This is a genomic window from Shewanella litorisediminis (assembly GCF_016834455.1).
Lineage (GTDB): Bacteria > Pseudomonadota > Gammaproteobacteria > Enterobacterales > Shewanellaceae > Shewanella > Shewanella litorisediminis.
The window spans coordinates 2,873,306-2,885,084 of sequence record NZ_CP069213.1 but is presented as its reverse complement, the minus strand read 5'-3'; the positions used below and the strand labels follow the sequence as shown (position 1 = coordinate 2,885,084).

The following is an 11,779-nucleotide window of genomic DNA, read 5'->3' as shown; positions in this document are numbered from 1 at the left end:
TAACCCTCGGCGCAAGCCTGTTTTTTGGAAGTCCCATGAAGTTTATCGTTAAGCTGTATCCCGAAATCATGATTAAGAGCAAACCGGTAAGAATGCGTTTTACCAAGATGCTCGAGTCCAACATCCGTAACGTGCTGAAAAAAATCGATGAGGATGCCAAGGTACAGCGCCAATGGGACAAGATCATGGTCAAGGTGCCCAAAGACAAGCCTGAACTCACAGCGCTTTTTGCCGAGCGTCTGGCCCATATCCCGGGTATTCATCATGTGCTGCAGGTGGCCGAGTACGACTTTGAAACTGTGGACGATATCTATCAGCACGCGCTGCCTGTGTACCGCGATATGCTCAAAGACAAAACCTTTTGTGTGCGGGTAAAGCGTGCCGGTCAGCATGACTTCAACTCCATCGAGGTTGAGCGCTATGTTGGCGGCGGTTTGAACCAGTTTACCGAAGCCAAGGGCGTGCAGCTGAAGAACCCGGATGTGACCATCCAGCTCGAAATCGATCGCGACAAGCTTTATATGGTCAGCCAGCGTATTGAGGGTTTGGGTGGCTTCCCCATTGCTGCTCAGGAAGACGTGCTGTCTTTGATTTCCGGCGGTTTCGACTCGGGCGTGGCCAGCTTCCAGTTTATTAAAAAGGGTTCCCGTACCCATTATTGCTTCTTCAACCTGGGGGGCGCCCAGCACGAAATCGGCGTGAAACAAGTGGCCTACCACCTGTGGAAGACCTACGGCGAGTCGCACAAGGTGAAGTTTGTGTCTGTGCCCTTCGAAGAAGTGGTAACAGAAATCCTCGAGCGCATTGAAAACGGTCAGATGGGTGTGGTGCTTAAGCGCATGATGATGCGCGCAGCCACCCGCGTGGCCGATCGCATGGGCATTCAGGCTCTGGTCACCGGTGAGAGCCTGGGTCAGGTGTCGAGCCAGACCCTGACCAACCTGAATGTCATTGACCGCTGCACCGATCTCTTGATCCTGCGTCCGCTCATCAGCATGGATAAACCGGACATTATTCGCGAAGCCCGCCGTATCGGTACCGAAGATTTTGCGGCCTCCATGCCCGAGTATTGTGGTGTGATTTCCCAGCGCCCCACGGTGAAGGCTGTGCTGTCCAAGGTGGAAGCCGAAGAGCAGAAGTTCTCCGAAGACTTGCTCGACCGGGTGCTGGCCAAAGCCGAAGTTATCGATATCCGTGATATTGCCGTGACTACCAGTGAGCGCGTGACCGAAACTGAAACCGTCTCCAGCGCGGCCGGAAATGAAGTTATCGTCGACATCCGCGCGCCGGAAGAAGAAGAGTCCAGACCATTGGAAGTGGACGGCGTTGAAGTGAAGGTGATCCCCTTCTTCAAGCTGGCTACCGCCTTTGCCGAGCTTGATAAAGATAAGACCTACCTGCTTTACTGCGAGCGTGGCGTAATGAGCAAGCTGCAAGCCCTGTATCTGCAGGAGCAGGGTTACAGCAACGTGAAGGTGTATCGTCCCTGAGCACGCAATGAGATACAAGGCGGCATGACTCAGAAGGCACTGCACAAGTGTCTCCAAGAGCGTGCCGCCCTGCCTTAATATGATTGTTTGAGCGCGACTTGCCTGAACAGCATTAAGGCAGATGCAGACAACAAAAAAGCCGCATAATTGCGGCTTTTTCTATTTACCAGCCGGCAGGTTTTAACCGGCAGCTAATGCGATTTGTTACTCGGCCTTGGCAGCAGTGGCAGTGCTTTTGGCTTCTTCCTGATTGGCCAGCAGCAGAGTAGCGCCCTGATTGTCGGCGCGCAGCTCGTCCTGGATTTTGGCCATGCTCAGGGTCAGCTCTGTGGTGATGGACTCATGCAGGGCGTCAGTATCAAATACTATGGCATCAGCGCTCAGTGTTGTGGTGTCTTGGTTGGCACTGGCGGTCGCACAAAAAGCAGCAAACAGCACAAGGGCAAAAGCGGATTTCAGGTTCATCATGGTAAGCGCCTCCGGGCGTATCAGTTGGGTCACCCCTTCGCTTATTGTCAGCGTGTCAGGGGTCACTCGTCAGGCATGCTTACTCCGATTTAAAGCCGCCCGACCATCTCGTTTGTTGGCGCAAAATTTACGCAAAAAGCCTTTCATTAACAAACGATAAAATGTAACAATGTGGATTAGAAAAACTAATTAAAAAATGAGAGTGGGATCACCATGTCAAGACGACTTCCTCCACTGAATGCCGTCAAGGCCTTCGAGGCCGCAGCACGGCACCTGAGTTTTACCCGCGCAGCCGAAGAACTCTTTGTTACCCAGGCTGCAGTGAGCCATCAAATTAAGGCGCTGGAAGACTTTCTGGGATTAAAATTATTTCGGCGAAAGAACCGTTCTTTGCTGCTCACCGAAGAAGGGCAGAGCTACTTTCTCGACATCAAGGATATCTTTACCCAACTGTCCGACGCCACCGACCGTTTGCTGGCCCGCAGTGCCATTGGCTCGCTGACTGTGAGCATGTCGCCCAGTTTTGCCATTCAGTGGTTGGTGCCAAGGCTCGCCAAATTCAGCGAGAAGAACCCGGACATCGATGTGCGCATCAAGGCAGTGGACAGCGAAGAAGGCTCTCTCACTGATGACGTGGATGTGGCTATTTACTATGGGCAGGGCAGTTGGCCGGGGCTCAGGGCCGACAAACTGCGTAACGAAGTGCTTATCCCCGTGTGTTCACCCATGTTGCTGAGCGGCCCCAAGCCCCTTGAAAAACCGGCCGATCTTAAGCATCACACCCTGCTGCACGACATGAGCCGTCACGATTGGCAGGCCTGGTTTCGCCAGTGTGGCGTCACCGATGTAAACGTGAACCAGGGACCCATTTTCAGTCACTCATCGCTGGTATTGCAGGCCGCCGCCCACGGTCAGGGTGTGGCACTGGGGTACAGTGTGCTCGCCCGCCCCGATATCAAGGCCGGTCGTTTGGTGGTGCCTTTCCAGGAGGTGTTGGTGAGTAAAGATGCCTACTATCTGGTGTGCCAGCAAAATCATGCCGAGCTTGGCAAAATCGTCGCCTTCCGCGAATGGATGTTGGATATGTTTGCCGAGGAGTCCCGCAGTGAACTCTTGCCCGCCTGAGGCCCTTAACCAGACAAACACCGAGCTGCCATCCTGGCTTAAACTCGATGGTGTGCCCGGGGATGTGATGGTGCTCTTTGCCCACGGCGCCGGTGCCGATATGGACTCTGACTTTATGGCGGCTATGGCTTCACGGCTTGCAGGTGAGGGTGTGGCTGTGGTGCGTTTTAACTTTCCCTATATGGAGCAGCGCAAGCTGGACGGTAAGCGCCGTCCTCCCAACCGCGCCCCTGCGCTGCTCGAGTGTTTTCGTAAGGCCATTGCCATAGCGCAGGCGACCTACCGACCAAAGCGACTCTTTCTGATGGGTAAATCCATGGGCGGACGCATGGCTGCTATCCTTGGCGCCGAGTTTGATACTGAGCAGATTGCGGGCATCATCTGTATGGGATATCCCTTTTTACCGCCTAAAGGGAAAGCGGTGCGGCTTGAGCCCTTGGCGAATTGCCAACTGCCACTTTTGATAGTGCAGGGGGAGCGCGACAGCTTTGGTACCAAAACACAGGTCGCGGCCTGGGATGTGCCGTCAGCCGTGAAATTCTGCTGGATTGCCGATGGCGATCACAGCCTGACACCGCGCAAGTCGTCAGGGCTTACCGAAGCGGATAATCTGACGGCAGCTGCCTCAGCCAGCCTTGAATTTATGGGAGAAATAAATGAATAGAGGTCTGTTTTTATTCGCATCTGTGACCGGTTTTCTCGCCGTCGCCCTCGGCGCATTTGGTGCCCATGGCCTCAAGAATTTGGTGAGTGCCGAGATGGTCTCGGTGTTTGAGTTGGCGGTGGAATACCAGTTTTACCACACCTTCGCCTTGTTTGCGGTCGCGCTCGCCTGGCCCTTTATCGCCTCTCGCTTATTGAGCTGGGCGGTCGGGTTTTTTATCGCGGGCATGGCGCTTTTCTCTGGCTCTTTGTACGCATTGGTGATGACGGGGGCCAAATGGTGGGGGCCTGTTACTCCTTTGGGCGGTACCTGTTTGTTGCTGGGATGGCTGCTGCTGGGGGCTGCGGTATGGCGCAGTCGGGTCGAAGACGGCAAATAGCCAATAGGTGGCTGCGCTGTGGTATACTCGGCGCCAATTTCTGATGTTGCGGCCATTTTGGCCGCTTTATGTTAGCGCCAACGAAGAATCGCAATGAAAAACCTGTTCTTATATTGCCGTGCCGGTTATGAAAAAGACTGTGCGGCTGAAATTCAGCAGCGAGCCGCCGAGCTTGGCATTGGCGGTTTCGTCAAAGCCAACCGCGACGATGCCTATGTGGTATTTCAGGGTTTCAGCCCTGATGATGGCGACCGTCTTGCCAAAGAACTGTCCCTGGACTCGCTGATTTTTGCCCGCCAGATGTTCGCCTGTGGCGAACTGCTCGACGACTTTTCTCCGGAAGACAGGGTTACCCCCATTGCAGAGAGCCTGGCTGAAGTTGAGCGCGCAGGTGAGCTGCGGGTAGAAACCCCTGACACCAACGAAGCCAAAGAGTTATCAGCCTTTTGCCGTAAATTTACCGTGCCTTTGCGTCAGGCGCTGAAGAAGCGCGGCGTGTTGCTGGAAAAAGAAAGCAGCCGTCGTCCCATAGTGCACGTGTGTTTTGTGGCGCCCAATAAAGCCTTTACCGGTTATTCGTTGTCAAACAACAGCTCACCCCACTTTATGGGGATCCCGCGGCTCAAATTCCCAGCCGACGCTCCGAGTCGTTCAACCCTTAAACTGGATGAGGCTTTTATCCACTTTATTCCCCGCGAAGAGCACGAAACCCGGCTTCGCAGCGGACTCAATGCCGTGGATTTGGGGGCTTGCCCCGGAGGCTGGACTTATCAGTTAGTGCGCCGTGGCATGATGGTGCAGGCCATTGATAATGGCCCCATGAACCATGACCTGATGGAAACAGGGCAGGTAACTCATCACCGCGCCGACGGTTTTAAATTTGAGCCGGCCCGCCGCAATATCTATTGGCTGGTATGTGACATGGTGGAAAAGCCCGCCCGTGTGGCTGAGTTGATGGAATACTGGGCGATTCAGGGCTGGTTTAAAGAGGCGATTTTTAACCTCAAGCTGCCAATGAAGAGTCGCTACAAAGAGGTATCGCAGATCCTCGCCAATATGCATGCCATCCTTAAAGAAAATGGCATCAACGAGTTTCATCTGGCCTGTAAGCACCTCTACCACGATCGTGACGAAGTGACAGTGCATCTGTGGCTGAGACCCAGCTCGCCCTGGATCTGATTTTCAGTTCACCGTTTGCTTATGAATAGAAAAAGGCGCCCAGTGGCGCCTTTATTAATCAGGGGATCTGCTGTTTTGAAACTCGGCTAACTACAGACACCGGTTATAGCTTCTTTTCAAACAGCAGCAAGGCTCTGTGTGCTCAAGAACATAACATTGCCGGTAACCCTGTTTTCTGCAGATGTGTATGCCACGTTTGTTTTCAGTCAATTCGTCCAGCCATATCCTGTCAGCGCCAAGATGCCGTAAGCAGTCACCCTCTATTGCCTGCATGGCTTGCTGTCCTGTACCCAGCCCCTTGGGATGCACCACAATTCTCCTGAATTTCACACTGGAGCCCTCGATGGCCAGGATAACAAAGCCGACAATCTGCTCTTGGTGATAGATAGTCAGATAGCAAACGTCTTCTTTCGCCATTTCGGCCAGGTGCTGTTTGCGGGAGCAGGGGAGCACGCAGATTGCCGTCTCCCGGGCGCTTTCCATTGTGACGAATACGTCTACCTCGGTGACATTCGATTTGGCCAACTTAATCAAGGCGTTGTCCTTTGTGAATATCAGATTCCCCTGTGTGCTCTGTCGGGTGACTTTACTCAAGGTGCAGCAGTGCCTTTTCATATCGGGTAAGGATGCTTAACGAGGATGCTCGCCCTAAACTCCGGTTTCTTGAATTATTCAGGTTCCTTAAACTCAGGTTCCTTAAACTCAGGTTGAGTGTGCTTAAGGTTTAATAAAAAAGCCACCCAGAAGGTGGCTCGTACTTTGCTGCCTACTGACCTTATCAGCTGGCGGGGCAACTCATTTCGGTCACTGACTCAATGACGACGTCATCCACAGGCACATCGGTAAAGCCGTTTACGTTGTGGACTGGGGCGATACTGATTTGGTCGACCACTTCCATTCCGGAAAGTACCTTGCCAAATACCGCATAGCCATAGCTGCTGGCGGAGTAATCCAGCTGGGGGTTATCCAGCACGTTGATGAAAAACTGTGAAGTAGCCGTATCCGGCGCGGCTGTACGTGCCATGGCAAGGGTGCCGCGGTCATTGCTGAAACCAACGCTGGCTTCGTTTTTAATCGCAGCATCAGTGGTTTTGGGTTCCAGACCGCTGGTGTATCCGCCGCCCTGAATAACAAAGTTGTTCACCGCGCGGTGGAACAGGGTGCCATCGTAAAAGCCTTTGTCGACGTACTGTTTGAAATTATTGCCCGTGATTGGGGTATTGGTCATATCGATGGCAATCTCAATGTCGCCAAGGTTGGTGCTCATCAGGTAACAGGCATCGGCCTTAAAGACGACTGGTGTTTCCGGGATTTCCGTAGCCGGGTCATCACTGCCTCCGCCACAGGCAACCAGGTTCATGCCGATTAACAATCCTATGATTTTTTTCATCTTATATCCCTTTCTGCACCTCATGGTGCGACTGCTTTTTCGATTTCTGCCGGGCACATGGCAGGCTGGCATTGTGACCAGAAATCGAATCACGGGCAATTGCGGATAAGGGCTAAATATTGAATTGATACAAATAGATACAGAGGTTTTTAGTTTGTAGCCCGCAGGTGTTGATTGGCGTTCAAGGTTAAGTGATTGTTTATAAAGGTGGTTGGCCTTGGTTATTTAACCCGGGTGATGTGTATCCCGGGAATCAAGTGATGCATACAGGAGGTTTCAGCAGCGCAGGAGAGTGGCATCGCAACTGTTTTACTATCAAACATGCAAGAGGCAAGGGACCAATCGAAGGCATCTTTTCTGTGGCGATTCTTTAAATCGCCTTATCGATGCATGGCGTTGCGGTCGAGTTATGAATAAGGCTGGCGTGTCACTGAGGGGAGAATAAAAAAGGATGAGCCAGGCTCATCCTTTTCAGATGTTAGTGAGTGCTGCGCCTGATGGCGCAGGGCACTCAGGCCAGTCTGTCGAGCACGGCCTGGGTGAAGTCAGTGGTACCGTGGGTGCCGCCCAGATCGCGGGTCGTACGGTCGCCTTCTTCAATCACGGCGGCAACGGCATTGCGGATAGCCGCGGCTTTATCAGCCATGCCGAGATACTCCAGCATCTGTACAGAGGCCAGGATAACGGACGTGGGGTTAGCCAGGTTTTTGCCGGCGATATCCGGAGCGCTGCCGTGTACGGCTTCAAAAATGGCCGCACTGGCACCTATGTTGGCACCGGGCGCCATGCCCAGACCACCCACCAGACCCGCACACAGGTCTGACAGAATGTCACCAAAGAGGTTGGTGGTGACTATCACGTCGAAGTTTTCGGGGTTCATCACCAGCTTCATGCAGGTGGCGTCAACAATCATTTCTTCGGTGGTGATGTCGGGATAGCGCTGGCTCACTTCACGGGCCACTTTCAGGAACAGGCCTGAGGTGGATTTCATGATGTTGGCCTTGTGCACTATGGTCACTTTCTTACGGCCTTCCTTGCGGGCCAGCTCGTAGGCAAAAGTGGTGATCTGCTCAGCACCCTGACGGGTGATAATGCTGGTGGCTTCGGCAGTGCTGCCGTCATCTGATACTTTCTGGCCGTAACCGGAGTACATGCCTTCGGTGTTTTCACGGACAGTGATGATGTCGATATTTTCGTATCTGGCCTGGGTTCCCTTGAAAGAGTTCACTGGACGTACGTTGGCGTACAGGCTGAACTTTTTACGCAGGGTAACGTTGATGGAGGTAAAGCCTTCACCAACGGGAGTGGTCAGTGGGCCCTTCAGGGTAATACGGTTCTTTTCGATAAGATCCAGCGTACGCTGAGGCAGCAGTTCACCATGCTTTTCCAGAGCCGTCAGGCCAGCATCGGCAAATTCATATTCGAAGTCACAACCCGCCTTGTCGAGGATTTTCAGAGCGGAGTCGATGATGCTTGGGCCGATCCCATCACCTGGGATTACGGTAATCGTTCTTTTAGACATGGATATTCCTTCCACGGTTGGTGGTTACTGCAATTGTCGGCTTCCGCGAGCGGAAACAGGACTGGAATTATGTGATTTATGTCTCGATTAGTTTAAACACTTTTATACACTTTTCACAGGAAAAGGTGAGCAAACACTCGGTTTTTTCTGTAGGCTAACATGCATAAATCAAGGCTAAGAAAGATGATTCAAAGCCTAAGCCTTAAAAAGTCTACTTTAGTCGAATAACAACTTATAAAGAGGACGACCTTTGAAGCCTTCCGCTCTATTTTGCGCTCTGGCAAGTGCCGCCAGTCTGAGCTTGCCTGCCCTCGCAGCGCCTTCGGGCAACATGCATGTTCAGGACATCATGAAATTCGAATCCCTCAAAAAACCTGTGATTGCCGACAATGGCTCGCTGGTGGCGGTGGAAGCTGCGCCCGACAGAGGGGATAGCCGCACTTTAATACGTTCAACCGGTGGAAAGCGCCAGTTGAGCATTGCCGGTGCATCAAAGCCTGTCGTCAGTGCCGATGGCCGATTTGTGGCCATGGTGCTGGAACCTTCGCTGCTTGAGAAAGAAACCAGCGATGCCAAAACCCGCAAAAAATTGAAAGACGGCATGGTATTGGTGGAAGTCGCCACCGGGAAAGAGCAGCGCTTTACCCGGGTGAAAGAATTCGCCTTCAACGATGCAGGCACTGTGCTTGCGGTATGGTTTGATGCCGAGGAAGACAAAAAGGACAAGGCCGACGATAAGGCGGCGGATGCCTCTTCCGTGACCGAAGCCAAGCCTCAATCCGGGGAAGAGAGCGCCAAAAAGCCCAAGGTGGATAAGGCCGACAAGGGCTCGCCACTGACGCTGATAGCCCTCGATGGCGGCAAACAGCTCGAATTGCAAGATGTTACTGCCTATGCCTTTGACAAAAAAGGTAAAACAGCTGCGATATTGGTAAATGATGCGGCGCAGGCTAAGCACCAGCTGCTGTCGGTCGCTTTGGGCGACCTGAGCTTGCAGCAAAAGTACGCCTCTGAGACTGAGCAACTGGGCGCTGTTGCCATCAACCACGATGGCAGCCAAATCGCTTTCAGCACCGGCTTGGCCGCCGACAAGGTGGATGAGCGCCAGTACCGTCTTGGACTTGTGAATGCCAATGGTGACTTAAGCTTTGCCCTGCATCCGGATGCCTGGGTTCTTAATCAGTATTCCAGGCTCTCATTTTCCGATGACGGCGAGCGGCTGTATTTCGGTACTGTACCTGAGGTCAGCAAGGTACTGAGCCTGCAAAAGTTCAGCGATGAGACGAGTCTGTATGACACTGCGACTATCCGCGACAGCCGCGGCCTCAAACTATGGCACGGTGATGACCCGCGGATTAAGCCCCATGAGATAAAGACCTATGACAAGCTGAAAAAGCAAACCCTGCTGGCCGTATGGCACCTGGGACGCAATCAGATTGTCCAGCTTGCCACCCCTGAAGTGCCGGAAGCCAAACCCATAGAGTACGGCCGCTTTGTGCTGGGCAGTTCCAGTGAACCTTATTTGAAAGAGATCACCTGGGCCGGGTTTTACAGCGATTTTTACCTTATCGACACCCTGAGTGGCGAGCGCACGGCCGTGGCGCTGCGCCAGCCGTCAAACAGTGAACCCAGCATTTCGCCATATGGCCGCTACGCCGCCTATTTCCGGGAAGGGCAGGTACAGCTCCTGGATGTGGCTTCAAAGCAGCTGAGGGTATTGAATGCCACACTGGAAGTGCCATTTGCCGATGAAGACCACGATTACCCGTCAGATGCGCCGGGTTATGGTTTTGGTCCCTGGCTTGTCGATGAGTCAGGCCTCCTGGTATACGACAAGTATGATATCTGGCAATTTGCTGCGGCAGATGCCAAGGCGCTTAAGTTAACCTCGGGAAGAGACAAGGGTATCAGCTACCGGGTTGAAGGCCTGTATCAAGACAAAGACCAGGCGCCTGCCACTGTCAGTGCCAGTCAGAGTCTGCTCCTTAAAGGCTACAACGAGCGCACCAAGGCTGATGGCTTCTACCGCATGACCCTGGGTAAAGATGGCCTCAAAACCCTGCTTGCCAAAGAGGAAAAACTCAGCGTACTGGCCCGCGCCAGGCACGCAGATACCCTGGTATTCAGCCGTGAACGTTACGACCGTTTCCCGGACCTTTACAGCGCCGATGTATTGGACGTGGATGATGCACGCCGTTTGACTGAGCTTGATGCGCAGCGCAGCAAGTTTGGTTGGGGCAAGGCCGAGTTGGTGCAATGGACCAATACAGACGGTAAACCGCTTGATGGCGTACTTATCAAGCCAGCGGGCTATGAGGCCGGTAAACGTTACCCTGTGCTGGTGTATTTCTATCGCTTTATGAGCGATCGTCTGCACGCTTTCCCGGGGATGAACATCAACCACAGGCCCAACTTTGCCTGGTACGCCAACCAAGGGTATGCCATCTTCCTGCCGGACATTCGTTTTGAGGTGGGGTATCCCGGTAACAGCTCGGTGCAGGCCTTGACTTCCGGTGTGCAAAAGCTGATTGAAATGGGGATTGCCGATCCCAAGGCGGTGGGTATTCAGGGCCACTCCTGGGGCGGTTATCAAACGGCCTTTGCCGTGACCCAGACCAACATCTTTGCCGCCGCCGTAACAGGGGCTCCCGTGGGTAACATGACCAGCGCCTACAGTGGCATCCGCCATGGAACGGGGCTGGCGCGTCAATTCCAGTATGAAACCGGCCAGAGCCGTATCGGCGAGAGTCTGATGCAGGCGCCGCTGAAATACGTGGAAAATTCACCGGTATTTTATGCCGACCGGATCAAGACGCCCATGATGATCATGTTTGGTGACAAAGACGATGCGGTGCCATGGGAGCAGGGTGTTGAGCTGTATCTGGCCATGCGCCGTGCCGGTAAGGATGTGGTATTGCTGCAATACGAGGGCGAGCCCCATCACCTCAAACAATACGGAAACAAGCTCGATTACAGCATTCGCATGAAGGAATACTTCGACCACTACTTAAAAGGTGCCAGTGCACCGGCGTGGCTGGAGCAGGGCGAACCCTATCGCGAATACGCCAAAGAAGATTGAACCGCGTTGTCGGAAAACGCTTAGCAACAAAAAGCCGCCCAAGGGCGGCTTTTTCATGGATGTTAAAAAGTTGACTCAGATACCCGATGGGACTTCACCCAGATATTGCTCGTAAGTATCCGAGCCCCAGGCGATCAGCTGATTATCCTTGAATAACAGTGGCGTGCACTCATCCTTGGTGGTCACCCCATCGGACTTCTCATGGTGAGTGCGATAAAAGAGCACCTGCAGTGCACTCTCTTTGGTTGACTTGGCTTCACTGAAATCCGGCGCGCCCAGCAGCTGGCGCACCGAGCTGATGTCCTGCCCTATCACCAGTTCGGCCAGAGCCTTATTGTTGTAAACCTGCCTGTCTTCCCAATCCATATTCTCTGGTGTCGGCTCGTACCCTATTGCCACCACAGCCACAAACGCCAGATAGGCGGCAAATACAGAGCCAATCACCACGGGAGCCTTGCTTTTCATATCCCTTTTCCTCATAAC

At 53.3% G+C, this 11,779-nt stretch carries 11 protein-coding genes; 6 read left to right on the top strand and 5 right to left on the bottom strand.

Going from position 1 to position 11,779, the window contains the following annotated elements; all coding sequences use genetic code 11:
- The first annotated feature begins 35 nt into the window (after nt 1-35).
- Nucleotides 36-1,490, top strand: coding sequence for a tRNA uracil 4-sulfurtransferase ThiI (gene thiI / locus JQC75_RS12615; RefSeq protein WP_203324430.1), 1,455 nt, complete (start codon nt 36-38; stop codon nt 1,488-1,490).
- A 204-nt stretch (nt 1,491-1,694) separates the two neighbouring features.
- On the opposite strand, the gene JQC75_RS12610 is transcribed toward thiI, so the two are convergent.
- Nucleotides 1,695-1,958 (bottom strand): hypothetical protein, encoded by a 264-nt coding sequence (locus JQC75_RS12610; protein ID WP_203324429.1) that lies wholly within the window; start codon nt 1,956-1,958, stop codon nt 1,695-1,697.
- A gap of 213 nt (nt 1,959-2,171) precedes the next feature.
- On the opposite strand from JQC75_RS12610, the gene JQC75_RS12605 reads away from it, so the two are divergent.
- From JQC75_RS12605 to rlmM, 4 genes are all read left to right on the top strand, one after another.
- The gene (locus tag JQC75_RS12605) at nt 2,172-3,083 is read left to right on the top strand and encodes a transcriptional regulator GcvA (RefSeq protein ID WP_203324428.1); all 912 of its coding nucleotides are present in this window, start codon (nt 2,172-2,174) and stop codon (nt 3,081-3,083) included.
- On the top strand, nt 3,064-3,747 hold the full coding sequence (locus JQC75_RS12600) for an alpha/beta family hydrolase (protein ID WP_239002007.1): 684 nt from the start codon (nt 3,064-3,066) through the stop codon (nt 3,745-3,747). The genes JQC75_RS12605 and JQC75_RS12600 overlap by 20 nt, the downstream gene beginning before the upstream one ends.
- Nucleotides 3,740-4,126, top strand: a complete 387-nt coding sequence (locus JQC75_RS12595; protein ID WP_203324426.1) for a DUF423 domain-containing protein — start codon at nt 3,740-3,742, stop codon at nt 4,124-4,126. The genes JQC75_RS12600 and JQC75_RS12595 overlap by 8 nt, the downstream gene beginning before the upstream one ends.
- A 93-nt stretch (nt 4,127-4,219) precedes the next feature.
- Complete coding sequence (gene rlmM, locus JQC75_RS12590; RefSeq protein ID WP_203324425.1) at nt 4,220-5,305, top strand: 23S rRNA (cytidine(2498)-2'-O)-methyltransferase RlmM; 1,086 nt, start codon at nt 4,220-4,222, stop codon at nt 5,303-5,305.
- A 90-nt stretch (nt 5,306-5,395) separates the two neighbouring features.
- Here the strand turns inward: rlmM and JQC75_RS12585 are convergent, their stop codons facing one another.
- The 3 genes from JQC75_RS12585 to JQC75_RS12575 all read right to left on the bottom strand — a co-directional run bounded on the left by JQC75_RS12585 (nt 5,396) and on the right by JQC75_RS12575 (nt 8,217).
- Nucleotides 5,396-5,839 carry a GNAT family N-acetyltransferase gene (locus JQC75_RS12585; RefSeq protein ID WP_203324424.1) on the bottom strand — a complete coding sequence of 148 codons (444 nt, stop codon included), beginning with the start codon at nt 5,837-5,839 and terminating at the stop codon, nt 5,396-5,398.
- 244 nt (nt 5,840-6,083) lie between these two features.
- The gene (locus tag JQC75_RS12580) at nt 6,084-6,695 is read right to left on the bottom strand and encodes a peptidylprolyl isomerase (RefSeq protein WP_203324423.1); all 612 of its coding nucleotides are present in this window, start codon (nt 6,693-6,695) and stop codon (nt 6,084-6,086) included.
- 511 nt (nt 6,696-7,206) lie between these two features.
- Entirely contained in the window at nt 7,207-8,217 is a 1,011-nt protein-coding gene (locus JQC75_RS12575) for an isocitrate dehydrogenase (protein ID WP_011760534.1), read from the bottom strand.
- A 331-nt stretch (nt 8,218-8,548) separates the two neighbouring features.
- On the opposite strand from JQC75_RS12575, the gene JQC75_RS12570 reads away from it, so the two are divergent.
- Nucleotides 8,549-11,296: an alpha/beta hydrolase family protein gene (locus tag JQC75_RS12570; RefSeq protein ID WP_380796539.1), complete on the top strand. Its 2,748-nt coding sequence runs from the start codon at nt 8,549-8,551 to the stop codon at nt 11,294-11,296.
- Nucleotides 11,297-11,371: 75 nt separating this feature from the next.
- Here JQC75_RS12570 and JQC75_RS12565 read toward each other — a convergent pair whose 3' ends face one another.
- Nucleotides 11,372-11,761, bottom strand: coding sequence for a DUF3192 domain-containing protein (locus JQC75_RS12565; protein WP_203324421.1), 390 nt, complete (start codon nt 11,759-11,761; stop codon nt 11,372-11,374).
- Nucleotides 11,762-11,779: the final 18 nt, after the last annotated feature.

Coding starts and splice junctions, on each gene's coding strand:
- thiI (WP_203324430.1), top strand. CDS start 36: ATGAAGTTTATCGTTAAGCTGTATCCCGAAATCATGATTAAGAGCAAA.
- JQC75_RS12610 (WP_203324429.1), bottom strand. CDS start 1,958: ATGATGAACCTGAAATCCGCTTTTGCCCTTGTGCTGTTTGCTGCTTTT.
- JQC75_RS12605 (WP_203324428.1), top strand. CDS start 2,172: ATGTCAAGACGACTTCCTCCACTGAATGCCGTCAAGGCCTTCGAGGCC.
- JQC75_RS12595 (WP_203324426.1), top strand. CDS start 3,740: ATGAATAGAGGTCTGTTTTTATTCGCATCTGTGACCGGTTTTCTCGCC.
- rlmM (WP_203324425.1), top strand. CDS start 4,220: ATGAAAAACCTGTTCTTATATTGCCGTGCCGGTTATGAAAAAGACTGT.
- JQC75_RS12580 (WP_203324423.1), bottom strand. CDS start 6,695: ATGAAAAAAATCATAGGATTGTTAATCGGCATGAACCTGGTTGCCTGT.
- JQC75_RS12575 (WP_011760534.1), bottom strand. CDS start 8,217: ATGTCTAAAAGAACGATTACCGTAATCCCAGGTGATGGGATCGGCCCA.
- JQC75_RS12570 (WP_380796539.1), top strand. CDS start 8,549: ATGCATGTTCAGGACATCATGAAATTCGAATCCCTCAAAAAACCTGTG.
- JQC75_RS12565 (WP_203324421.1), bottom strand. CDS start 11,761: ATGAAAAGCAAGGCTCCCGTGGTGATTGGCTCTGTATTTGCCGCCTAT.